This window comes from Mycolicibacterium sp. HS_4_1, from assembly GCF_054515875.1.
Map to the genome: position 1 here is coordinate 4,376,155 of NZ_CM137261.1, position 24,273 is coordinate 4,400,427.

Sequence of the window (24,273 nt, forward strand, 5' to 3'; positions counted from 1 at the left end):
TGCCGCTTATGTCGTTCACCGAGGCCACCATCGCCCGGCTACCGCGAGTGATTCGGCCGTTTGCCGAACGGCATCACGAGCTCATCAAGTTCGCCATAGTCGGCGCCACCACGTTCGTCATCGACTCGGGGATCTTCTACACGCTCAAGCTCACCGTGCTCGAGCCCAAGCCGGTGACGGCCAAGATCATCTCCGGCATCGTCGCGGTGATCGCGTCGTACGTGCTGAACCGCGAATGGAGTTTCCAGAACCGCGGCGGCCGCGAACGCCATCACGAGGCCCTGCTGTTCTTCGCGGTCAGTGGTGTGGGCGTGCTGCTGAGCATGGCGCCGCTGTGGGTTTCCAGCTACGTGCTGCAGCTGCGGGTGCCCAACGTGTCGCTGACCGTCGAGAACATCGCGGACTTCGTGTCGGCGTACGTCATCGGCAACCTGCTGCAGATGGCGTTCCGGTTCTGGGCGTTCCGCCGCTGGGTGTTCCCCGACGAGATGGCGCAGCACGCGCCCGACATGACGCTCGAGGCGACCATGACCATCGGCGGTTTCGCCGAGGCTTACGACGAGCTCACGGACGACCCTCAGCTGGACGACTCCTCCGACCCCAGAGTGTCGAAGACTTCGTGATACAGCAGCGAGTGGACCTGTTCCACGCGCGGAATGTCATGGAATTCCAGCGGATCCTGGGATGCCGACTCGATGATCAGGGTGCCGGTGCGCAGTATCCGGTCGAGTATCTGGTGCCGGAACTCCACACTGTTGATGCGGGCCAACGGAATATCGATGCCCGACCGCGTCAGCACCCCGCGCCGGAACATCACCCGGCGGTCGGTGATCACGAAATGCGTTGAGCGCCAATTCAAGAACGGCCACACGGTAAGCCACCCGACCACCACCAGCCAGATCACCCCGAGCACCGCGAAGATGATGTTCTTGGCGTTCGCGTCCCAATTGGTGTGATTGACCACCGCCGCGACGAAGGCGGCCAGCGCCGTCCCGGCCAGCAGCACCAGCACCGGCCCGATCAGTCGTTTCCAGTGCGGGTGCCGATGCAGCACAACATGTTCGTCGGCGGCCAGCACGTTGTCCGGGTAACCCATACCCAGACTCTAGGCCGTGCTCAGCTTGTGGCGGGACGCAAATGCACGACGTCACCGGCCGAGACCGTGACGACGCCGTCGGCCGAATCGATCAGCAGTGCACCGCCCGCGTCGATCTCTGTCGCCTGCCCGACCACCTCGCGCCCACCGGGCAACTCGGCACGCACCGACCGCCCCAGGGTGGAGCTGTGCTTGCGGTAGACGGCCAGCAACTCGACGTTTCCGCCTGCTCGCCACTCGGCGATCCTGGCGTGCAGACGATTCAACAGCACCGCTGCCAGCCGCTGCCGATCCGGTTGTGCCACACCGACGCTCAGCAGAGAGACGGCCGCAGGGTCGGGCAGTTCGTCAGCCGCCAACGACACGTTCAGCCCGATACCGACGACGATGACGGGGTACGCGCCGGAGCCCGCGACCTCCGAGAGGATGCCGGCCAGTTTGCCGGTGCCCACCTGAACGTCGTTGGGCCATTTGAGCACGGCATGCACGCCGGTCACCTCGGCGACCGCCTCGACGACGGCCAACCCCGCCGCCAGCGATAACAGGCCACAGGTTTCGCTCGGTACATCGGTGGTGTCCACGCCGACCGACGCCAGAATCTGCGACCGCGGCACCGCCGACCAGCTGCGGCCCTGACGTCCCCGGCCCTCGGTCTGGTCCTCGGTGAACAGCGCCACGCCCGCGACGTTCTCGCCGGACTGCGCCCGCGCCACCAGATCGGCGTTGGTGGAACCGGTTTCGGCCACCACCTCGACTCGCCAGCCCGCGCCGGCTTCTGCCTGGATCGCCGCGGCGTCCAGCGGCAGCAGGTCAGCAGTCATTGGTTACCTTCTTCCCGGCGAACCGATCCGCCATCCAGTCGAGCATCTCCTGCGCCGCGGGCGGGTTGTGTCCACCCAACGGGTCGAACTCTGTCGTCACGGTGCCACCGAGCGAGCAGGCCCGCCCGATCGCCGCCTTGGTCCATACGGCGTCGATGAACGGGTCCTGACCGCCGTACCAGACGTACAGCGGCGCGGTGAGCCGCCGTTGCGGAATAGCCCATGCCTGCAACAGATTCTGCAGCCGGTCGGCGGCGCCGGGCGAGGCCGGAAGGAAGTCGCGCGGCCCGAGTTGCCCGGCGGCGACGGCACGCTTATAGGCCCCGCCCGCACTGCAGTCGGTCAGCACATTCCAGTAACGGGCGGCGCCACCGTGCCGGTAGTCGTCGCGGTTCAGGTCGCTGTGCAACCGGGCCAGCGATTCGATCAGCGCCTGCAGCACCGGCCGCTGCTCACTGGTCAACGTGCCCGTCTGCGATTTGGCGACCAGGCCGCTGACATCGGCGGCGGGCGACACGGCGACGGCGCCTACCAACTTGAGCTCGGGGGCGTAGGGCTCGGCCTGTTCGTTGGCCGCCCATGCCGCGGCGCCACCCTGGGAGTCGCCGAACGCCGCCCATGTCGTCGAGAGGTCGCTGAACACATGCCGCGCCGCACGGACCGCGTCGATCAGGTTGAGGCCGGCGGTGCGGGCGTCGGAGTACGGGTGAATGCCCTTGACGCCCAACCCCTGGTAGTCGGGCAACGCGACGGCATACCCGAGATTGGTCACGACTTTCGCGATGGGCAGCAGGTTCATCAGGGTCGGTGACAGCGACGGTCCGCAGTTGTTGTCGATGCCGAGGGTGCCGTGGCCGAGGCCGACCACCGGCCAGCCGCCCTTGGGTGCCTGCCCCAGCGGGGTCAGCACCGACCCGGAGACGACGGTCTGCGCGCCGGTGTCACCCGAAGTGGAGTGGTACACCACGCGGGCGGCGCGAATCCCCTGGCCGTCGAAGGTGCTGGTCACCCCCGGCATGGTGGTCGCCGACAGCAGGGTGCCCGGGCCCGAGCCGGTGAGATCGGCAGCACCGATGGGCTCAGGCGCACCCGACAGCGGGATGAACATGTCCAGGACCTTCGAGGTCCCGATGAGCGCCAGCGGTCGCAGGTATCTCGCGGCGGTGACGCCACTGAGGACCAGGACGGCCACCACTATCCACGGCAGGGCTTTACGCATCAAAGGGCATTATTCACCGACGGTCGCCCGCGCGGGTTCAGTAGGCGCCAGAACCGCCAATGATGGTGCGGAAGGTCTTGGCCGCGATCAGCAGATCGTTGGTGATGGACCAGTTCTCGACGTACGACAGGTCGAGCCGCACCGAGTCCTCCCACGACAGGTCGGCCCGGCCGCTCACCTGCCAAAGCCCGGTGATCCCGGGCAGCACCAGCAGCCGGCGGCGAACCTGCTCGTTGTACGTGTCGAACTCGCGGCGCAGCGGCGGCCGTGGGCCGACCACGCTCATGTCGCGACGCAGCACGTTGAAGAACTGCGGCAGTTCGTCGATGCTGTAGCGCCGCAGGTACTTTCCGACCAGCGTGACGCGTGGGTCCTCGTGGATTTTGAACAGCACACCGCTGCCGCTCTCGTTGAGGTCCAGGCTGATCAACTCGTCGACCATGCGGTCCGCGCCCTGCACCATGGTGCGGAACTTCGTCATCTGGAAAGGCTTGCCGTCCAGGCCGATCCGCTCGGAGCGGTAGAACACCGGGCCGCGACTGGTGAGCTTGATGGCGATGGCCGCAAGCACCATCAGCGGCGAGGTCACCGTGAGGGCGAACAGCGCGACGAACACATCGAAGGCGCGCTTCTGCAGCTTCTTGGTCCCGCTGTACTGCGGACGCTCGACGTGGATCAGCGGCAGGCCGGCGACCGGACGCATGGTGAGCCGGGGGCCGGCGACGTCCATGACGCTCGGGGACACGACCATGTCGATACCCAGCTTGTCGAGTTCCCAGGACAGCTCACGCACGCCTTCGGGGCCGAGATGATCGGTCGTGGTCAGCGCCACGGCGTCGAAGGAGGCGGTGGCGATGGCGTCGGAGACCTGGGACTCGTTGCCGAGCACCGGCAGCTCGCCGACCCCGGCCACGTCGAAGGTGCCACCTTCGTTGCGTCCGGTGAGGCAGACGCCGGCGACGGAGTAGCCGTACCACCATTCGCGGTGCAGGGACTGCACCAGATTCCGCACGGCGCGCGGGTCGCCGACCGCCAGCACCTTGGCGACGCACTTGTTGCGTCGACGCAGCCGGGCGAGCACCCGGCGACAGATGGTGCGGGCGACGACGAGGCCGACGAGGCCGAGTGGCAGCGCGACGGCCAGGTAGCCGCGGGCGTACTCAGGGCGGAAGATCATCAGTGCGACGGCGATGATGCCGACGGTGGCCAGCGTCGCCGAGAACACCCGGCGGTACTCCTCCACGCCGGCGCCGACGATGCGCGGCGACCGGGTGCGGTACGCGGCCAGCATCGCCAGCCAGATCACCGCGACGAACAGGGACAGCACCGAGTAGTACGAGAAGACGTGCAGATACGTCGAGGTGAATTCCAGGGACGCATCCGGTGTACCGAGTTTGACGAACTGGGCACTTGCCAGGGCCAACACGACCACGAGCAGATCGAATGCGATCAGGCACCAGCGGTAGCGCGTCTGCCAGGCCCGGTCAGCTAAAGGCGCAACCGCGCGCACGGGAGGCGCGGGAGAAGCCTTTGGAACGAAGAGCTCTTCTGCCACCGACACTGCCGCTTACCCCTCCCCATTTGCTGGCTTTTTGAGATAGTCCCCGCTCAGCGGACTGCGACTACTATCGCATCGTTTGCTCGAAAATACCACCGATCGGAAAAATAGGCAGCTCAAGCGCAGTGCCCCTGGAGGGCGGCCTTTGCAAACCCGGCAAACTGATAGAAGAACGTCAGTTCCCACCCGATCGGCGAGAAGTCATAGTCCCGGGGCAGGGCCACGGCAACCACCGAACCAGGGTTGGTGGAATAGCACTGGCGGAAGACCAACCGCGCGCGCGGCAGGTGATACCGCCAGCTGACCACGATGATCCGGTGCCAGGCGCGGCCTTCGGAGAGCCGGCGCATCATCATGGCCTCGCCGCGGGTCGTCAGGAGCTCCGGCTTCCGGCAGATGACCTCGATGTCCGGCGCCGGCGCGCAGGCGCTCTTCATCTGCGGATCGCCGGGCACGTACGGATCGGACAGCACGACGGTGCGCGCCCAGCCCTGCCGGGCCAGGTTCAGCGCGTACTGTTCGCGGCCGTCATGTTCGCCGGCCAGGACGATGATCGCGTCGGCCCGCTGCAGTGGATCGGATTTGGCGTTGGCGAACAACGCCACGCCGGCCAGCCCGACATCGACGAGCACCACGATGGTGACCACAGCGATGACACGACGAATGACTCGGCCGAGTTCAGCGCGCGGCATATTCCGCCAGTTGCCCGCCACACATCTCGCGGTACTGCTGCCACATGCGGCGACCCAACTCGCGCTGGCCGGCGGCGCTGTAATGCCGATCATCCGGGCTGTTGTACGAATCGCGCGGTCCCGGCACGAAGGTGCTCAGCGGCCAGCGGTTCGGGGTATCGGCGTGCACGGCGTCGATGGCCGCGTAGGGCTTGCCGCTCAACTCCATCTCCTCGGGCACCATCTGTCCGAGGACGAACGGGAGGCCGGCGCCGTACCGCGCGCGCATGTCCCCGATCAGCGAGTCGAGCTTGGCCTGGTATTGCGCGCCGGAGATCAGCGGCACGTCGGTCTCCCCCTGGTGCCACAGGACGGTGGCGATCTCACTACCCGGAAAACGTGCCAGCGCCGCATCGATGGCCGCCACGGCCCGGCGGTACAGGTTCACCCGGGTCTTGCGGTCGGCCGGATCCCAGGTGTGCCCGTTCTTCGGGGTGAAGGAGGTGTCGCCCCGGGCGCCGGGAATCACCAGCACCGGGCGCCCGGTCGCCTCGGCGAGTTGCTTGGCGAATGTCGGGCCGAAACCGACGTATTTGCACGGTATTTCGTGCAGCAGTGGCTGCGTCGCCAGCACCGCGGTGCCTTTGGACGGCCCGCACATCGCCCACTGGTGCACCAGCGGATGTGGCCGGTCCAAACCGTCGGGCTCGACGGGCAGCCCCATGCCGAATGCGTTGGACTGCCCGAGGATGGGCAGGATCAGGTACGGCCGCTCCGGGGCCTCGACGGGTGTGCCGCGGGGCGCGATGAGGCGCTTCACGATGCACTTCGCCTCGATCAGCAACTGCTGATGAATCGGGCTGTCGCCGTCGGGATTACGTGGTCCCCTGCGCAGGACAGTCATTGACCGCCTCGCCTCCCCTGAATCGTTCTGCCAGCCACCGCAATTGACCCGGACCGTCGATATCGGCGTGTCCACCGTCCGGCTGGAAATTCCAGACCACCGTACCGCCCAGCGAACACGCGCGCGCGATAGCGGCCTTGGTCCACTCCGCGTCCAGGAAGGTGTCCTTGCCGCCGTAGACCACCGACATGGGGGCCGACAACGGCTGCTGCGGCAGCGCCCAAGCCTGCAGGTAGCGACGCAACCGGTCGGCTGCCGCCGCATCCACCGGCGCGAGGTCGCCCGGCCCGATCGCATCGATGGCGGTGGCGCGGTAGGCGACGTCGGGCCCCGAGCACGCCGTCAGCACCTTCCAATACCTGGCCGCCGCGCCCCGGCGGTAGTCGTCGCGGTTCAGGTCCGGATGCAGCCGGGCCAGCGACTCGATGATGGCCTGGAACGCCGCTTCCTGGTCCTTGGTCATGGTTCCGGCTTTGCCCTGATCGAAGATGCCGGCCTTGTCGACGATGCCCGCCACATCCGCCGACGGCACGCTGGCGGCCGCGCCGATCAGGTCGAGTTCGGGAGCATACGTCCTGGCCTGTTCGTCGGCGGCCCACGCCGCGCCGCCGCCCTGCGAGCCGCCGAACACGGCCCACTTGCTGGAGATGTCGCGGAAGGTGTGGCGCAGGGCCCGGACGGAGTCGATGACGTTGCGGCCCGCGGTCCGGCTGTCGGTGTAGGGGTGGACGCCGGGGGCACCCAGTCCCTGGTAGTCGGCGAGCGCGACCGCGAAGCCGAGGTGGACGAAGCCCTGTACCAGTGCGACGTTGCCCAGGAGATTCACCGACAGCGACGGCGCGCAGGGCTGGTCGATGCCGGTGGTGCCGTGGGCCAGCGCGATCACCGGCCAGCCACCGTCGGGCGCCCGGCCCATGGGAGTGAACACCGATCCCGACACGACCGTCGGTGCGTCGGTGTCACCAGAGGTGGATCGGTAGACCACGCGGGCGGCCTGCAGATCCTTGCCCTCCACCGAGTTGGTCAGGGCGGGCATGGTCATCGCGCTGATCAGGCTGCCCGGGCCGGAGGCCGTGAGGTCGGCGGTCCGGATCGGCACCGGGTCGCCGATCCCACCGTGCCGCAGTTTGTCCAGCGCCCAGCTACCGACCTGCCACATCACCGGCAGCGACGCCGCGATCAGGAGCAGTGCGGCAACCGCAGCACCCCACTGGATCGCACGGCGCATTCAGGACCACCTGGTGCGGTACCGCTTGGCGAACTTCATGACAGGATCTTCCACTGCGTAGTACGTGACGGCCGACACCACCAGTGTCACCGCCAGGACCAGCGCGACGTTGCGCAACATGCCGGGCAGGTTGTCGCCGGCCATCAAGCCCCAGCGCCCGAGCAGCAGCATGAGCGGGAAGTGCCAGAGGTAGGCCGACAGCGAGACCTTGCCGACGAACCGGAACGGTGCGGTGTCCAGCAGCTCGGCCAGCCCGGACCGCTCGCCGCGGAACAGCGGCGCCACGATCACCAGGATGCCCAGCGCGCACAGCAGCGCCAGGGCCGAGGTGGCGTACGGGTTGGCCAGGGCGATCAGCCCGAGCATCACCACGCCCACCGGGAACATCGCCAGGAAGCTGTAGAGCCGGACGCGGCGGCTGAGCTTGTCCCGAATCATGTTGTGCTCCATGGCCACGACCAGGACCGCGGCGGCCATGCCGAACGCGAAGGTGTCCGAGTTGGTCAGGAACGTCTTGGTGTAGACCGCGACCCAGTTGGCGCCCCAGTTGATCTGTGTCGGGTCGGTCAGGTGCAACGCCGAGATCATCCAGGGCACGAAGGCCCGGCCGATGAATCCGAGCGCGATCAGCAGCGCCGGTCCGAGCGACACGATCAGCCACGGCCGCACCTTGGCGCGCCGGCCGAGGGCGAACAACAGCATGCCCAGCAGCGGGATCGACAGGTAGAAGGCGTATTCCAGCGTCAGCGACCACGACGGGTTCAGGCCCGTCTGGAAGTACTTCGGGAAGTAGGACTGCGTCAGGGTCAGGTTGGCGATCAGCTGCCAGGGGTCGGTGATCATGCCGGTGCCGTCCTCGGTGCGGGTCGGCTGCAGCGACGCGTTCTGCACGTAGACGATCTGGAGCAGGTAGTTGCAGAGCAGGAAGATCACCAGGTAGCCGGGCAGGATCCGGGCGATGCGATGGACGGCGAAATTCGCGGTGCTCGGCAGCTCACGCTGCTCGATCAGGTTGCGCACGTAGGGCAGGAACAGCAGGAACCCACTGAGTGCGTAGAAGAAGATCAGCGACAACCCCACCAGGTTGGTCTTCCAGTGGGCGGCGGTGTGTGGCGAGTAGTGACCGGTGACGTGCATGACGGCGACGCCCAGGCACGACAGTCCGCGGGCGCCGTCCAGCCCGATGATGCGGGCCCGGGTCCGGACCGGTGCCGAGGTCGGCGCGTTCACTGTCCTGCTCCCTGCGTGGATACCGTGGATAGGAAAGACGGGCAACTGTTCGGCGCGGGGACGCCGTCGAAGCGGTCCTTGATCCAGTCGTAGGACGAGGCCACATCGATGTCGGCGTGCCCCTTGGCCGGCTGGAACATGATGTCGATGACGTCACCCAGGCGGCACGCGGCGGCGAGCGCCTTGTTCGTCCAGTCCGGCGGCAGCAGCGTGTCCTGCCCTCCGTACATCACCAGCATCGGCGCGGACGTCGGCTCCTTGGGCAGGCTCCGCTTCGCCAGCAGTCCCTGCAGGGTCGCTGCCGCCTCCGGGCTCGCGGGCCGCAGATCGTCGGGCGTGATCTTGTCGATTGCCGCGGCCCGGGCTGCGGCATCTTCGCTGCGGCAGGAGCCGAGGACGTCCCAGTGCTCGGCGACCGCACCGCGGCGATAGTCCTGCAGGTTCAGCGACGGGTTCTCGGCCGCGAGGGAGGCGAGAATAAGTTGCAGGATGGCGCCCTGCTCTTTCGACAGCCTGCCGGCCGCGGCTCCGGAGGCCAGTCCGGTGAGATCGGTGGCCGGCGACAAGCTGACGGCTCCGACGAGGTTCAGCCCGGTGCCGTAGTGGGCGGCGAGTTCGTTTGCTGCCCAGGCGGCTTGACCGCCCTGGGACACCCCGACGGCCAGCCAGCGGTCCGAGGACTCCGGCACCAGCTTGTGCGCCGCGCGCGCGGCGTCGATGACGTTGTAGCCCACCGTCGTGGCGTCGGCGTACGGATGGCCCGCGGTGCCCGGGCCGAGCCCCTGGTAGTCCGGCAGGCTCACCAGGTAGCCGGCTTTCACCAGTGTGGTGATCGGCAGGGACAGCCCGGCCAGCGTCGACGAACCGGACGGCCCGCACTCGCGCTGCAGGCCGGACGTCGCGTGGCCGAAGACGACAACCGGCCAGCCGCCCTGCGGCGGCGTGCCGTTCGGCACGAACACCGAACCCGACACCTCGGTGTGCTCACCGGTGATCCCGGAGGTCGACGTGTACTCGATGCGGGCCGCGAGCGACACCGCCGATTTCAGCCGCAGATCCAGCGTGGGGAACGTGGACGCCGATACCAGCGCGCCGGGTACCTGGCCGGCACCCGTGGTGTCGGGCTTGAGGTCGATTCCCGGGACCGTGCCGGGCGCAGCTTTTTTCGGTGCCGAAGCGCTCTGGCAGGCCGGCGCGGTCAGGCACACCGCGACGAGTAGGCCGGCCGATACCGCGCGCCGCAGCCGCCGCGAGTTCATCCCGGCGTCCCGGCGCTCGCGTCACCGACCACCCGTTCGAGGTGCCCGCGACTCTGCACCCGATCGAGGATCAGCGCCCGCGCGATCACCGCGAGGACGCACAGCGCGAAACCCAGCACCGCCCCGGTCATCACGAAGGACGACAACCCGCCGACCCGCTGCGGCGGACTGGCGTCGTCGATGACGACGAGCGTCGCGCTGGTACCGGCGACCAGGGCCAGCCGGTTGCCCACCGCGACCAGGTCGGTGGCGACCTCGTGCGCGATCTGGTTGGTCTGGTCGGCGTCACCGCCGGTGACCGTGATGTTCAACATCGCGGTGGCACTGGGCAGCACGACGATCCGGGCGGCGAGTTCCTTGTCGGACTCGATCAGGCCCAGCTTCTGGATGACCGGCGCGGTGATCTGTGAGCTGGTGGCCAACTGCCGGTAGGTCTCCATCAGGCCGAGCATGTTGGCGTCGCCGTAATAGGCGTCCAGCGGCGACGCGCTGCCCTCGGTCCTGACGAACACCGACGCGGTCGACTGGTACTCGGGCTTCGCGTTGTCCCAGCCCACCCAGCCCACCAGCGCGCTCACGATGGTGGTGACGAGCACCAGCACCCAACTGTTCTTCACGAACAGGAAGTAGTCGCGCACCCGCGGGACACCGGTCGGGGTGATCACGTCGCACCCACGCAGACGTCGGAGACGCGCTCGCCGTCGAACCGCGCCTGCAGCCAGGCCAGCGCGTTCTGCATCGTCTGGTCGTTGATCTGGCCGGTGTCCCCCACGCCGCGCATCATCACGATCTGCTGGCCGCGGGCACAGGCGGCCCCGGCGGCCATCAGGATGCCGGCCGGCGGGTTCACCGTGTCGGCCGTGCCGAACGCCACCAGCACCGGCGGATCATTCGGCCCCGCCGCGGGACTGGGCAATGCGACAGCGCCCAGGCGACGCTTCAGGTCCGCCACGGCGGCTGCGTCCTTGGCCTGGAAATCGTTGGGAGTCAACTGATTCAGTGCCAGTTGTGCGGCCGCGACGTCGCGCGGGGCGCAGTCGACCACCAGGTCCCACTGGTCCTTGAGTTTCGCCGAGCGGTGCGCGTCGAGGTCGAAGTCGGGCTGCATGGTCTGCAGGCTCTGCAGCATCCGAATCTGCAGCCGGTACTGGTCGGCGGTCGCCAGCGCGGCCGTGCGGTCCGGGTCGGCGAGCGGTGCCAGATCGGCGATCGGGTTGACCGCCACCGCGCCGACCATGTTCATGCCCGCGCCGTACGCCCCATTGCGTTCTGCCGCGGCCCACGCGGCCAGGCCGCCTTCACCGGCCCCCAGTGCGCCCCAGTTGGTGCTGGTGGACGGTACGGCGCGATGGATCGCGCGCGCGGCATCGATGATGCTGTTCCCCAGGCTGGCCGTATCCAGGATGGAGTGCTGCCGGGCGGCCGAACCCGGGTCGATGCCCAGCCCCTGGTAGTCGGACAGGGCGATGGCGAAGCCGCGCCGCAGATAGACCGCCATACCAGTGGAATAGCCCCAGAACTGCGGGGCGAGGGTCGGCGCGCACTTGGGCAGCAGCCCCGTGGTGTCGTGTCCGAAGGAGATGATCGGCCAGCCGCCCTTCGGCGCCGGGCCCGGGGGCACCGCGATCAGTGCACTGACCTGGATCGGCCGGCCGTCCACGCCACTGGTCGACCGGTAGACGATGCGCGCCGCGGTGGCACCTGCCTCGTCGAAGCTCCGGTCACCCTTGACGGGCTTCAACTCGACCAGGGAGCCGGGGCCGTCATCGGTGAGATCGGGCGCGGGGAGCGCCTCGGCACCCGGGAACATCGGGGTGAGGTCCCGGGTGGGACGGACGTCGTCACCCGGACGCGGCGGCACCGGAGCCGACTGGCCGCACGCAGCGACGGTGACCAGCACCGCAGCCAGTGCCAGTATCGTGCGCCGCAACTCAACCTGACGCATCACGGCTTCTGATGCGCCGCCGTTGTGGCCTCGGACGGGTCTTCGGCCTGGGGCGCGGACTCAGGCGCCGCCTTCGCAGCCGCCTTGCCTGCCGACTTCTTGCCGCCGCCGGCCTTTGTCCCAGCGGACTTGGCGCCGTCGGACCCGCCGATGTGGATCTTGAACTCGCCCGGTTCATCGGTGGCGACCGAGCCGATCAGCACCGCGTTGGCAGACTTCAGGGTCTGCACAGCGCGAGTGAGGGCGCTGCTGGTGGTGTGGCGGATGCGGCCGACCAACAACGCACCGTCCGAAAGCGCGGCCGCGACGGCACCGTCGTTGTACTTGCCCAGGGGCGGCGTATCCACGACGACGTAGTCGAACTGGCCGGACAGTTCGGCGAACAGGCTCTCGGTGTGGTCGCCCGCCCACAGCTCGCCCGGACGCGTGGTGGCCGGACCTGCGGGCAACACCGCGATCCGATGCTGACCGACGGGAACCTCGGAAATCAAACTTTCGGCGAGGGTGTTCTCGCCGACCAGCACGGTGCTCAGGCCGCGATCGGCCGCCCCCTGGCGGGCCGCCGGCGTCAGGTCCACGCGCTGCGCCACCGCCGGGTTGCGCAGGTCACCGTCGACGAGCACGACGCGCTTGCCGGTCTCGGCGAGGACGGCGGCCAGATCGACGGCAACCGTCGTGCGGCCGTCGGACGGCGACGGACTGGCCACCGCGATCACCCGAGCGGGCTCATCGCGGTTTGCCGGCACGGTGAACCGCAAATTGTTGCGGAGCTCACGCAAAGCCTCCGCGTAGGCACTCTCGGCGGTCAGGTCGACCACCGGAGCCTTGCTCCGCGCAGAGTCCGAGGGCAACGCACCCATGAGCAGCGAACCACTGGCGTCGGCCACCCGTTCGCGGCCGCGCACACGGCGGTCGACGATGCCGAGCACGAGCGCCACCAGGAGACCGAGGACGGTGCCACCGGCGACGCCCATGCCGACGCGGGTGATCATCGAGTACCCGAGGGGCTTGGTCGGATAGCCGGCCTCGTCGACCACGATGGCGCCGGCAGCGGGGCTGCCGCCCCGGCGGGACGTCTCGAGTTCACCGACCAGTCCGGCGAGTTGATCTGCCACCGCGCTGGCGTAGGTCTGGGCCTGACCGGGGTCCCTGTCCGTCACCGAGACCTGCAGCAACACGGTCTTCGGCAGCGGGACGGCGGTGACCCTGGCGCGCAGTTCGCCCGCCGAGATGTTCGCCTTCAGCTGATCTACCGCGCGGGCGGCGACCTGTTCGCTCATGGCGAGGGTGGCGTAGGAGTTCACGCGGTCCTGCGAGAACAGGTTGTTCTGGTAGGCCTCGGTGACCGACGTGCCGTTCTGGGTCGCGACGAACAGCGTCGCGCTGGACTGGTACTCGCGATCACCGAATTCCCACCACGACCAGCCCGCGACACCTCCGACAACCGCCAGCGCCACGATTGCCCACCAGTACCGGCCGAATATCCGCAGGTACTCTTTGATCTCCAAGGTCGTGCCCCTTATTTCAGCAATGCGACGGCTCACAGATTAACGGCTGGGAACCGGACCGACCATTCAGACGCGCCACGGGTCCGGGCAACCTGCTTGAGCTTAGCTGGTCGAGCTGAGAACATAGTCGGCATGAACGCCCGTTTGGGTCAACTCGGCAATCTTAAATCATCGGCCGGGATTCTGGCCGTGATCGTGGGCTTGGTCTGGTTGGCGACGTCTTTCGGCCAGGCCGCGCTGTTGGGCATTGTTGCTATTGCCGCACTGGTGGCGGGGGTCTATATCGGATTACGGCATCCGCTGTGGTTCTTGTACGGATTGGCGGTCGTCACCGGCGCACTGCCTTTCGGGTATTTCCCGGGTGTTCACGTCCCCTTATATCTGCCGTTCGCATTCGGTGCGGTGGTTGCCTTGTTCGTGCATCCGCGACTGGCCCGCCCGATTCACCCATTGGAATGGTCGATTATCGCGCTGGTGGTCACCTCCATCGCGTCGGTCGCGGTGACCGGCGTGGGCATGGGCGACGTCATCCAGATCGTCCGGTGGTCCGTGGTCACCCTGGTCGCGATCGCCCTGAGCAGCTTGTCGAGTGAACATCTGGAGAAGTTCGGCCGCATATTCGTCTACGCGACGCTGGCCAATGCGATATTCGGCTTGTACATCGTGGCGTTCGACCCGAACCAGACGTCCTTCAAATATCTGCGGGTCTTCGGTTATGCGGCGGAATACACCGCCACGCGCTTCGCATTCGCCGAGGGCGGTGCCGAAAGATCCATGCGGCTCGGCGGCACTTCGGTGGACCCCAACGCCGAAGGCATTGCGCTGGTGGTGTCCATCGCCGTCGGCCTGGTCGTGCTGGCGGGCTGGCAACGCATCGTCGTGACCGGCATCTTCCTCGTCGCCTTGCTGCTCACCCTGAGCCGGGCCGGCATGTTCACCATCGTCGGCGGGGCCGTGCTGGTGCTGGCCTTCCACAACATGCGGTCGCGGGACCGCGGTTTGGCCATCGCCGCGATGGTGGCCGCTGTCGGAGCCGCGGCGGCGATACCGGAAGTGCGGATCAGATTCGCGCACTCGTTCAGCAGTGACGATGTCGGTTCCACTTCCCGAATTGATGCCATCCGGGAATTCCCCGACACCATGGCCGGATACTGGTTGTTCGGAAAAGGGTGGAACCGGCTCGAATTTCGGGACGGAAACTACGCGTTCGTACTGAACCATGTGTCGAACGCACCATTGCTGACGATTTACCGCGGCGGCATTTTCCCCGGTCTGGCGTTCTTTGCGATCATGCTGATCGGTTGCATCATGAGCTACCGGGCGATTCGCTCCAATTCATTCGCCTGGGCCGGGTATGGCGGTATCTACATCGGATTCTGTGTGGTTGCCCTCCAACTCGACCACCCGGTGGTCGGCATCCCGCCCGCCACCCTCAAATTCTCCATTTTGCTGGCATTCCTCGTGCATATAGACCGAGAACGCCGCGATCAGGTGAGACTGCGACACGCCCAAGCAGATTCACAGCAAACGCCCTTGGCTACTGCACACTGAGTGCGCGTTTGCGCACCGCAGCGCACTTGATCGGCGAAGGGCGGTGGCGTGATGCCCGGCAAGCGTCGGATGCGATCTGCGCGCCGCTTCTCCAGCGTGGCGTCGGCGATCGCCGGCAGCATGGTCTGTGCCCTCATCGCCCTCGCCGGCATCACCGGGGACGCCCCGAAACGATGGAGTGTGGCCGAGCGCGCCAACGTCGTCACGCTGCCGACCACCATCGGCTTCGCCGACTCCGACATCTACGGCATGTCGCCGGACGACGTGAACCGGACCTTGGCGTTGATGGCCAACAACCGGGTGAACACCATCCGATTGATGATCCCGTGGGCCGGGGTCGAGCCGATCCTCGGCCAGCTCGACTGGAGCCTGGTCGACAAGACGGTGAATGCCGCCGCCGCCATGAACATGTCGATCATCGCGTTCATCAACGCCACCCCACCCTGGGCCATGTCGCAAGGCGGCCTACCGCTGAGCAGCCGGCCGTCCAACCCGGACGCCTACGCTGCGTTCACCGCCAAGGTGGCCACCCGGTACAAGGGCAAGATCTCCGCATACGAGATCTGGAATGAACCGAACGCGGTGTTCTTCTACAGCCCCGCACCGGATCCCGCCGGTTACACCGATCTGCTGAAGGCGGCCTATCCGCGCATCAAGGCCGTCGACCCGGACGCGACGGTGATCGGCGGAGTCGTCGGCGCCGTGGTGGACTTCGGCTCGTGGTCGATCAACCCGGTGCGGTTCATCGCCGGCATGTACGCCGCGGGCGCCAAGGGCAACTTCGATGCGCTGTCGTTCCACCCGTACAACTACAACCTGAAGTTCTCCGACGGCATGCTGATCGCGAATTCGCCTGTCCTGCAACTGGTTCAGATGCGGCAGGTAATGATCGACAATGGCGACGAGGAGAAGCGCATCTGGGCCACCGAGTACGGCGAGCCCACCTCGGTGGTCAACGAGACCACCCAGGCCGCATACCTGCGGGACATCTACACCAAGTGGCAGGAGATGCCGTACACCGGTCCGCTGATGGTCTACACCACGCGCGACCGGCAGACCGGAAGCAACCAGGCCGACGCCACCGTCGGGCTCTACCGCAGCGACTGGACCCCGAAGCCGGCGGCGGCCGACCTGGCGGCGACCATCGCCGCCGGAGTGCCGAAATCACCGGAGTTCCAGCGCTTTTCCCAGATCACCGATCCCGCACACGGTTCGGTCCTGAGCCCGGTTTTCCGAGCCACGAAGACGGTGTGGGCGCAGGTTCGCACGATCAACACCATCTACGAGATGCCGGGCGGATACGTGTCCTCGCCGCGCGCGGTGGCCGACCTCGCGATGCAGCGCAATTCGGTGCCGGCAAGCGTATTCGCCAACGGCTACCAGGACTTTTCCGGTGGTCAGCAGTTCCGGGCCTGGTGGTCGCCAGAGACCGGTGCCCACTGGGCCTCACAGGCTTTCGCCCAGGCCTGGACACCGCAACTGGGCCTGGCCACGACTGACGAGCACTACGTCAACGGCACCAACCGGGTCGACTTCCAGCACGGCTACATGGTGTGGATTCCGTGGGTCGGCGTGAAGGTCTACCCGGCCTGACGCTGCGTGGTGCCGCGCAGCAGGTCGGCCACCGCCCGGTGCGGCAACCGGTCCTGCCACCGCTGACGGTTGATCTCGTACAGCTGATTCCCGAGGTCGACCGCGGCCGCCACGTCGGTGAGCAGGCGGCGGCACTCGGCGACGAACGCGGCCTCGTCATCCAGTGCGCGCAATCCGAAGATCGGCCCGAGGGATCCGATGGCGGCGGTCGTCGCCACCGCGGGCAGCCCGATCCGGATGGTGTCGAGCAGTTTGACCCGGACTCCCCCGCCGGTGTTGATGGGCGCGACCAGCGCTCGGCAGGTACCGAGGAACGCTCCGAGGTCGTCGACGAATCCCAGGTCCCGGACCCCGTCGGGGTACACCGGGTCGGCCGCACCGGGCTTCTTCGCCCCGATGATGCAGAGTTCGGCGCCGGCGATCCCGGCCGAAATCCGCGGCCACAGTTCGAGGGCGCGCAGGAACCCCTCCTGGTTGGGCGGCCAGTCCCGGGTGCCCATGAACACCAGCCGTGGCGGTGAGGCCGCGACGTCGACCTGCGTGCCGGGCGGCATGGTGATGTCCATGAACCGGGCATCGCGGACCCCGTTGGCGCGGTAGTACTCGGCTTCCTCGGCGTCGTATGTACCGACGCCATCGGCGGCCCGCGCGACGCGCAGCTCGTCGCGGATCAGCCGTGGTTCCTCGATGCGCCCGAGCGCCCCGCGCGAGGCGCGCCAGACCAGCGACTCACTCACGTTGGTGTTGACGACGAGCCGCTTTTTTCCGAAATGCTTGCTGCGGAAGAAGGATTCGGCCATGTAGCTGTGTTCGGCGACGAACACGTCGGCGTCGCTGCGGTCGATGGCACGCACCAGCTCATCGGTGTCGAACCGGACGTGCACCAGGCTGCGACGCCGCCGCACCGAATCGATGAGCAGGCGGTGCGGGCGCACGGCCGGCTTGTGCACCCGCTCCAGCGGCAGGCCGCCTGGGATCAGGTCGGCGGTGACGCTGCCGGGCTCGGGCGACAGTGCGATGGCCGACACCTCGAAGGAGTCTGCGGCCAACTGCATGAGCATCCGGGCCAGCGCGACGTCGCCGGTGTGTTCCAGCACCGGGTCTTTCGACAGGATGAACGCGGTCTTCGGGGTGGTCATGATTCCTGGGACTGGTCGGACGACTCGGTGTCGGACGCCGTCGCAGGTTCGGCCGGCTTTACTTCACGCGGCCGGTACACCGCCCACGTGAACCCGGCCAGCATGATCGCGTCGGCGACAGTGGCGGCCATCGCGGCACCGACCGCGCCCAGCGGCGTCAGCGTCGCGAGCGCCGCGACCATGCCGAGCTTCACCGGCACCAGTCCGACCGCGATGGTGAGCCGGAAGAAGTCGCGGCGCTGGGTGTACAGGATCACCTGCAACACGAAGATGCAGATGCGCAGCGCGGCGAAGCCACCCATGATGATCATGGTCGTGGCCAGCTGAGCGGGCGCCCCGAACGCGAACAGGCAGACGCCGATGACCACCAGCAACGAGCCGCCGAGCGCCGCCATGCGCAGGATGTTGCGCGGCGGTGGCGCCGCGGACAGATCACCACCGCTCTCGCGCAGGGGCTCGTGGTAGGTCATGCCGAACGACTGCCCGGCAGCGGCGACCGCCGCCGCCACCACCCACGCCAGCTGGTAGTAGCCCGCGGCCTTGGTGTCCACCAGGGTGCCGAGCAGCAGCACGTCGCCGCCCAGATACAGGGTGGTGCCGAGCATTTCGCCGGTGAGCGCCGCGATCAACCGGGGCGGACCGGGCGGTGCCGGCCGGTGGCCGACGGCCAGTTTGGCGCCGACCAGCAGGATCAGCACATAGGGCGTGCAGTACAGCAGCGACGCATGGGTGAGCGTCGGGTGCGCCGACGTGTACAGGTACACCGCGCCGACGCCGGCGCTGGAGAACTGCCGGGCGGTGTCGAGCCGATACACCTTGTCCGGGTGGCCATCTCGCGCCGACTGGCTCTTCACCACATTGAGAGCGATCTCGCCGCCGGCGACCATCAGACCGAAGCCGATGACGTAGTTGAGGTTGAACGTGGCTGCGCCGGCGGTGACCAAGCCGAGCGCGACGAGGTAGCGCATGGTGCGCTCGCGCAGGAAGTGCTCCTCGGATTCCCGGATGGCCCGCACCGCGAAGGCGTTGTCGACGGTGTTCCCGACGATGCCGTTGAGCACCGTTGCCATGGCGTACAGCCCGTACTCGGAGACACCCAGGCGCTGGACGAGGATCAGCGTCCACAGCAGGCCGACCCCGCGACCGCCGTAGATCCAGATCAGGGAGATGAGCGTCTTCGCCACATTGCGGGTGGGCGCTTCGGGTGCAGTCAGGTCACACGCTCACAGCTGATCGGGACAACATGTCGGTCCACACCCGGCCGAATGCCTCGGCGGTGCGCGGCCCGGAGCAGGCCTCGCGGTAGGCCTCGACGTGCCGGCCGAACTCGGCCAGCCGCTGGTCGTCGTCGACAAGAGAGACGATGGCCTTGGCCAACGAGGCCGCCACCTGTTCGGCGTTCTTGTCACCGATGCGGACCACGAGCGCGCCGGCGCGCTCGTCCAATTCGGCCAACGCGCCGTAGTCGGTGCACACCACCGGCGTCCGGTACGCCATCGAGTGGGCCACCGAGCCCGACGCGGGGTAGGTCTCGGCGTAGAAATGCCGCTTGCCGTACGGAATCACCACGGCCCGCACCGAGTCGAAGAACGCATCCTCGGCCGCCCCGTCGACCGGGCCGACGATCTCGACCCCTGGGCCGCCCGTCAGCGCCTCGGTCCCCCGGCCCGCCACCCGGATCACGATGTCGGCGGGCAACTCCCGGCGAATCCGGGCGATCTGTTCAAAACCCTTGCCGCGATACACGTGCCCGAAGAAACCGACCGCCTTCGGTCGCTCGATCAGCGGACGCAGTTGCGGCCGCTCGGAGACGATGTGCGGCACGTAGGCGACGTTGGTGTCGGGATAGGTGGCTTTGATGGAGTCCGCGCCGATCTGGCTCAGCGCGACCATGGTCCGGTCGCCGTTGACCATGCCCTCGATCATCCTCGACACCGGACGCAACGGATAGTGCAACCCATGCATCACCAGTCGATGTCGTGCCACGAACCGCGTCCGCGCCGGCCACCAAATCCCCTGCGGCGGATCATGAACCGTCGCCGCCACCGGTACCCCGCGCAACCCCGCGATGGACCAGAACGCCGACACCGCACCCGCCGCCAACTCCGCATGCACCAACACCCGGCCCGGCTCCCCGCCGGCAACCAGCTCGGCCACCGCCCGGCGATGCTCCCGCACCTGGGCGACCGTTTCGGCGCCCGGGCCCAGGGTGCGACGTTGCACGACCTCACCGAACAGGGGCTGCACGGCCTTGGCAAAGTTCTCCGCGTAGTCGCCAACCGCCGTCTGGCCTTCGGCCGGCCCGATGTAGACCAACCGATACTCGCGTAGATCGACCGGCATCAGCAGAACAAGGGCCGGTATTTTGCGCTGTAGCCCAATGCATCCGGATTTCTCTTGGCGAACACCTTGGCGGGATTGCCGCCGACGACATCGAGCGGGGCCACGTCTTTGACCACCAGTGCCTGCGCGGCGACCACGGCGCCGCGGCCGATGAGGGCCGGCAGCACCATCGCCCGGCTGGCGATCCAGACGTAGTCCTCGACGACCGTCGGGATCGGGATGGGCAGGAAGTCGGGGTGGTTGATGTCGTGGCCACCGCCGAGCAGGTGCACATCGCTGGCGATGGTGACGTTGTCGCCGATCCACAGGCCGGCCCGCGCGTCGAGCAGGCAGCGGAAGCCGATGGTCGTGCCGTTGCCGATGGTCAGGAACTCGATGTCCAGGATCGTGGTGCCGCGCATGATGGTCGACCACTCACCGATGGTGGCGCCGAACAGCCGCAGGAAGCCCTGGCGGATGGTGTGCGACGGGATGTGCGTGATGAACATGTTGAACAGCAGCTCACCAATGCGGTTGCGCGCCTTCCGACGAACACCCATCTTCTGCATCTTGTAATAGGTGACGCGGCCGTCCTCGCCGAGCTCCCATTCCGGCTCCGGCGGCAATTTCAATGTCGGTGCGGCCGCCTTCTTACGTGCCACGTCTTCCGGGTCTGCCGTTGCCGGCTCGCCAATCACGTTGTTCGCTCCCGTCGTCCCGGATTCCGAGTTAACCACAGTGTTTCGGCCCCGTCAGCGCAGCCGGCCCTGGCGCGTCAGCATCTCGGACCACTTTGCCGCGTAGGCAGCGGCGACGTTCTCCGGAGAACGTTCCTGACGCGTCCGGTCGGCGTTCGCCTCGAGTTCCTTGAGCCGGGCCTCGTCGCCAAGCAGTGCTTTGATGGCCGCGGAGAATCCGGCGGGCAGCGCCTTCGGGTCGTCGGTGTCCATGGGGACGACGACCGCGCCGGTCTCGGTGCCGAATTCGGCGAGCGAGCCGTAGTCCGTGCACACCACCGGTGTGCGGTAGGCCATGGCATGCGCCGCGACCGACGACGCGGGGTAGGTCTCGGCGTAGAAATGCCGCTTGCCATATGGAATCACCACGGCCCGCACCGAATCGAAGAACGCATCCTCGGCCGCGCCGTCGACCGCGCCGACGATCTCCACGCCCGGACCGCCCGGCAACGCCTCGGTCCCCCGGCCCGCCACGCGAATCACGATGTCCTCGGGCAACTCCCGGCGAATGCGCGCGATCTGTTCAAAACCCTTGCCGCGATACACGTGCCCGAAGAAACCGACCGCCTTCGGCCGCTCGACCACGGGGCGGATCCTCGGCCGCTCACAGACGAGATACGGGGCGTACGCCACATCGGTGTTGGGATACGTGTCGCGAATGGACTGCGCGCCGATCTGGCTCAGCGCGAACAGCGTCCGATCGCCGTTGACCATGCCCTCGAGCATCCGCGACACCGGACGCAACGGATAGTGCAACCCGTGCATCACCAGCTTGTGCCGTGCCACGAACCGCGTGCGCCCCGGCCACCAGATGCCCTGCGGCGGATCATGAACCGTCGCGGTCACCGGCACCCCGCGCAACCCCGCGATGGACCAGAACGCCGACACCGCACCCGCCGCCAACTCCGCATGCACCAACACCCGGCCCGGCGGGCCGGCGGCAACCAGCTCGGCCACCGCCCGGCGATGCCGCAGGACCTCCAGCGCGGTGTCCGAACCCGGGCCCAACGTGCGGTGCTCGACCAACTCGCCGACGTGCGGGCGCAGCGCGCGGGTCAGGTTCTCGGCATAGTCCCCCACCGCGGTCTCGTGGTCCGCCGGACCGACATACACCAGGCGGTAGTCCTTCAGCGTGGTGACCGGGGTCGCTTCTGGCGCCATCAGTACCCGGCCAGCTTGTCGACCGCTTCATGCAGTCGAGCGCTGAATGTGTCCTCGGTGAATTGGGAGACGTGGTGCTTGATCTTCTCCTGGTCCCATGCCGCCGACTCGAATCGGTCCAGCGCTTCGCGCACCGAATCCGGTTGCGGTTCATCGAAGTACAGGCCGGTGGTGCCCTCGTCGATGGTGTCGAGGAAGCCGCCGAAGCGCAACGCGACACTCGGCCGGCCCCACACGCCCGCCTCGATCGGGGTCAGGCCGTAGTCCTCGAAACTCGACGACATCAGCGCCCGGCAGTTCTTGTAGAGCCAGGCCATCTGACCGTCGGTGAGGTTGTGGAGCATGGTCACGTTGTCGGTCTTCATCGACCGCAGGCGCTCGGCCTCGGGTCCGTTGCCGACGACCACCAGTTGCCGGTCACTCCCCGCGAACGCCCGCACGATGACGTCGACGTTCTTGTACGGCAGCAGCCGGCACACAACCAGGTAGAAGCTGCCGTCGGGATCGGTCAGGTCGACCTTGTCCTCGAGCTCGTCGACGGGTTCGACCGCATACGACCGTGACATCGCCACGGGCGCGAACATGACCTCGGCGTCGATGTCGTAGGCCTTCTTGACGTAGCCGCTGATCATCGTCGAGATCGCGAGGTACTTGTCGGCCGCGAGGGCCTGCCGGCGGTCCCAGTCCAGCAAGCGCTTCTTGGTGAGCTTGAGGCCGAGGCGCTTGATCGGGTTCGCGTGGTCCCCGAGGTAGGCCTCGGTCTGGTACAGCCAGCGCGCCGGGTTGTAGCAGTAGATGAGCTTCTTGCCGTTGGTCCGGAAACCGTGCGACCACCCACTGCAGCTGGCCAGCACGATGTCGGCGTCGATGTACATCGACTCGGCGACCCGTGGGTAGATCGGCAGCGCGGCCCGGTGGTACTTGCGGGCCAGGCCCACCTTGTTCAGCGCAGAAACCCGGATGTCGAGGTCGGCAAACTCCGGATAGGTCAGCTCAGGGTCGTAGAGCATGGTGTAGAGCGGGGCGTCCGGGAACGCCTTGGTCATGGAAAGGACAACTTTTTCCGCGCCGCCGAACTGGGTCAGATAGTCGTGGGCGATGGCCACCTTGGGCCCGTCCGTTCCGTCGTACTTGCGCGTCGAATGCACTGTTGAATATCCCCTTGCGCCGATCTGTCGATCGTCTCGCGGTCGTGAAGTCAGCTGCCCGCAAACAACGGGCACGCATATCGAACCGCAAACTTACGCAATTGACAAGCTAAATGCATCGCGCCTGCGCACGAACTACTGCCGACGGTGCGCACGCGGCGCCGCAGCTAAGCGCGATCCGCTACCATGGGTCCGTCTCTGCCAGCTGGCGCTCCGGCGGTACGACCTGGGCCTCGTGGCTTCGACCAGGCATTACCCCTGACACACGGAACGCAGCGGCGGGGCCGCGCTCAAGGCGCGCTCAGCAAATGCCACCGCCTGAACGGTGTTCAACACGTGTTACGGGCGGGACCTGCGCACGAAGTGTATATTGACCTACCAGCAAACTGCTGACGCAGGACGCGCAAGTCGCGGGGGCGGAAAATCTATGAACGGTGCGCAGATGACCGGTACACACGTGGACGTCGACTACACGGACCTGGACACCCTGTGGCAGGGCTACGACGAGTCCGTCCGCTCGTTGGCCGAGCGCGAAGGCGTCAAGGCCGTCGCCGAGCTCGGCGGCGGCGCCAACCCGATCATCGGCGGCGACGACTGGAGCTTCGCCGACGAGCGCGTGGTCATCGACATCTCGGCCACTGAACTGGCCAAGGCCAACAGCCGCGTGCACACCCGCGTCGCCGATCTCTGCAAACCGATCGACGACGAACTGAACGCGTACGACCTGGTGTTCTCCAAGATGCTCTGCGAGCACCTGCCCGACGCCCGCACGTTCCACGAGAACTGCTTCAAACTCCTTCGCCCCGGCGGACTTTCGGTGCATTTCTTCCCGACACTGTTCGCGTTCCCGTTCGTGGTCAACCTGCTCATCCCCGAGCAGGCGGCGCGCACCGTGATCAGCAAGCTGCAGCCCGGGCGGTTGCAGAACCCGCACCACGAGAAGTTCCCGGCCTACTACCGCTGGACCACCGGCCCCACCCGGAAGGCCATCAAGCGTTACGAAAGCGTGGGTTTCCAGGTCGAATCCTGGTCCGGCGCCTACGGCCACGGGTACTACCGCATGCTGCCACCGCTCGACGCACTCGAACACGCCAAGAGCCGCTTCCTTATCAAGCACCCGGTCCCGGCACTCACCAGTTTCGCGGCAGTCGTCCTGCGCAAACCGGCGTGACCCGCCGAGTGG

22 protein-coding genes are annotated in these 24,273 nt (G+C 67.4%); 4 read left to right on the top strand and 18 right to left on the bottom strand.

Annotation, left to right across the window (positions count from 1 at the left end):
* Positions 1-8 precede the first annotated feature (8 nt).
* Positions 9-623, top strand: a complete 615-nt coding sequence (locus ACX12F_RS21095; RefSeq protein WP_459366288.1) for a GtrA family protein — start codon at positions 9-11, stop codon at positions 621-623.
* Here ACX12F_RS21095 and ACX12F_RS21100 read toward each other — a convergent pair.
* The 12 genes from ACX12F_RS21100 to ACX12F_RS21155 all read right to left on the bottom strand — a co-directional run bounded on the left by ACX12F_RS21100 (position 578) and on the right by ACX12F_RS21155 (position 13,439).
* Positions 578-1,096 (bottom strand): PH domain-containing protein, encoded by a 519-nt coding sequence (locus tag ACX12F_RS21100; protein ID WP_459366289.1) that lies wholly within the window; start codon positions 1,094-1,096, stop codon positions 578-580. The two genes, ACX12F_RS21095 and ACX12F_RS21100, sit on opposite strands and share 46 nt — an antisense overlap.
* Positions 1,097-1,116: 20 nt before the next feature.
* The gene (locus ACX12F_RS21105; RefSeq protein WP_459366290.1) at positions 1,117-1,917 is read right to left on the bottom strand and encodes a biotin--[acetyl-CoA-carboxylase] ligase; all 801 of its coding nucleotides are present in this window, start codon (positions 1,915-1,917) and stop codon (positions 1,117-1,119) included.
* Entirely contained in the window at positions 1,907-3,136 is a 1,230-nt protein-coding gene (locus ACX12F_RS21110) for a lipase family protein (RefSeq protein WP_459366291.1), read from the bottom strand. The genes ACX12F_RS21105 and ACX12F_RS21110 overlap by 11 nt, the downstream gene beginning before the upstream one ends.
* Before the next feature lie 37 nt (positions 3,137-3,173).
* On the bottom strand, positions 3,174-4,691 hold the full coding sequence (locus ACX12F_RS21115) for a sugar transferase (protein WP_459366292.1): 1,518 nt from the start codon (positions 4,689-4,691) through the stop codon (positions 3,174-3,176).
* 119 nt (positions 4,692-4,810) lie between these two features.
* The gene (locus ACX12F_RS21120; RefSeq protein WP_459366293.1) at positions 4,811-5,386 is read right to left on the bottom strand and encodes a YdcF family protein; all 576 of its coding nucleotides are present in this window, start codon (positions 5,384-5,386) and stop codon (positions 4,811-4,813) included.
* Complete coding sequence (locus ACX12F_RS21125; protein WP_459366294.1) at positions 5,373-6,269, bottom strand: sialate O-acetylesterase; 897 nt, start codon at positions 6,267-6,269, stop codon at positions 5,373-5,375. The genes ACX12F_RS21120 and ACX12F_RS21125 overlap by 14 nt, the downstream gene beginning before the upstream one ends.
* Positions 6,241-7,497 carry a lipase family protein gene (locus tag ACX12F_RS21130; protein WP_459366295.1) on the bottom strand — a complete coding sequence of 419 codons (1,257 nt, stop codon included), beginning with the start codon at positions 7,495-7,497 and terminating at the stop codon, positions 6,241-6,243. The genes ACX12F_RS21125 and ACX12F_RS21130 overlap by 29 nt, the downstream gene beginning before the upstream one ends.
* Complete coding sequence (locus tag ACX12F_RS21135; protein WP_459366296.1) at positions 7,498-8,727, bottom strand: acyltransferase family protein; 1,230 nt, start codon at positions 8,725-8,727, stop codon at positions 7,498-7,500.
* Positions 8,724-9,986, bottom strand: a complete 1,263-nt coding sequence (locus ACX12F_RS21140; RefSeq protein ID WP_459366297.1) for an alpha/beta hydrolase — start codon at positions 9,984-9,986, stop codon at positions 8,724-8,726. The genes ACX12F_RS21135 and ACX12F_RS21140 overlap by 4 nt, the downstream gene beginning before the upstream one ends.
* Positions 9,983-10,651, bottom strand: coding sequence for a YveK family protein (locus ACX12F_RS21145; protein WP_459366298.1), 669 nt, complete (start codon positions 10,649-10,651; stop codon positions 9,983-9,985). The genes ACX12F_RS21140 and ACX12F_RS21145 overlap by 4 nt, the downstream gene beginning before the upstream one ends.
* Complete coding sequence (locus tag ACX12F_RS21150) at positions 10,648-11,931, bottom strand: lipase family protein (RefSeq protein ID WP_459366299.1); 1,284 nt, start codon at positions 11,929-11,931, stop codon at positions 10,648-10,650. The genes ACX12F_RS21145 and ACX12F_RS21150 overlap by 4 nt, the downstream gene beginning before the upstream one ends.
* Entirely contained in the window at positions 11,931-13,439 is a 1,509-nt protein-coding gene (locus tag ACX12F_RS21155) for a tyrosine-protein kinase domain-containing protein (RefSeq protein WP_459366300.1), read from the bottom strand. The genes ACX12F_RS21150 and ACX12F_RS21155 overlap by 1 nt, the downstream gene beginning before the upstream one ends.
* Positions 13,440-13,571: 132 nt before the next feature.
* Between ACX12F_RS21155 and ACX12F_RS21160 the strand changes: the two genes are divergently transcribed.
* Complete coding sequence (locus ACX12F_RS21160; protein WP_459366301.1) at positions 13,572-14,990, top strand: O-antigen ligase family protein; 1,419 nt, start codon at positions 13,572-13,574, stop codon at positions 14,988-14,990.
* A 51-nt stretch (positions 14,991-15,041) separates the two neighbouring features.
* Positions 15,042-16,583 (top strand): cellulase family glycosylhydrolase, encoded by a 1,542-nt coding sequence (locus ACX12F_RS21165; protein WP_459366302.1) that lies wholly within the window; start codon positions 15,042-15,044, stop codon positions 16,581-16,583.
* On the opposite strand, the gene ACX12F_RS21170 is transcribed toward ACX12F_RS21165, so the two are convergent.
* Genes ACX12F_RS21170 through ACX12F_RS21195 form a run of 6 tightly spaced genes read right to left on the bottom strand, consistent with a single transcriptional unit; the run spans position 16,571 to position 23,090 of the window.
* Positions 16,571-17,722, bottom strand: a complete 1,152-nt coding sequence (locus tag ACX12F_RS21170; protein ID WP_459366303.1) for a glycosyltransferase — start codon at positions 17,720-17,722, stop codon at positions 16,571-16,573. The two genes, ACX12F_RS21165 and ACX12F_RS21170, sit on opposite strands and share 13 nt — an antisense overlap.
* Complete coding sequence (locus tag ACX12F_RS21175; protein WP_459366304.1) at positions 17,719-18,906, bottom strand: polysaccharide biosynthesis protein; 1,188 nt, start codon at positions 18,904-18,906, stop codon at positions 17,719-17,721. The genes ACX12F_RS21170 and ACX12F_RS21175 overlap by 4 nt, the downstream gene beginning before the upstream one ends.
* A 31-nt stretch (positions 18,907-18,937) precedes the next feature.
* Complete coding sequence (locus ACX12F_RS21180) at positions 18,938-20,065, bottom strand: glycosyltransferase family 4 protein (RefSeq protein WP_459366305.1); 1,128 nt, start codon at positions 20,063-20,065, stop codon at positions 18,938-18,940.
* The gene (locus ACX12F_RS21185; protein ID WP_170212426.1) at positions 20,065-20,742 is read right to left on the bottom strand and encodes an acyltransferase; all 678 of its coding nucleotides are present in this window, start codon (positions 20,740-20,742) and stop codon (positions 20,065-20,067) included. Before ACX12F_RS21185 ends, ACX12F_RS21180 begins: the two co-directional genes overlap by 1 nt.
* Before the next feature lie 54 nt (positions 20,743-20,796).
* A complete protein-coding gene (locus tag ACX12F_RS21190) occupies positions 20,797-21,942 on the bottom strand; it encodes a glycosyltransferase family 4 protein (protein WP_459366306.1) in 1,146 nt (381 codons plus the stop codon).
* Entirely contained in the window at positions 21,942-23,090 is a 1,149-nt protein-coding gene (locus ACX12F_RS21195; RefSeq protein ID WP_459366307.1) for a glycosyltransferase, read from the bottom strand. The genes ACX12F_RS21190 and ACX12F_RS21195 overlap by 1 nt, the downstream gene beginning before the upstream one ends.
* 442 nt (positions 23,091-23,532) lie before the next feature.
* On the opposite strand from ACX12F_RS21195, the gene ACX12F_RS21200 reads away from it, so the two are divergent.
* Positions 23,533-24,261, top strand: coding sequence for a class I SAM-dependent methyltransferase (locus tag ACX12F_RS21200; RefSeq protein WP_459366308.1), 729 nt, complete (start codon positions 23,533-23,535; stop codon positions 24,259-24,261).
* Positions 24,262-24,273 lie beyond the last annotated feature (12 nt).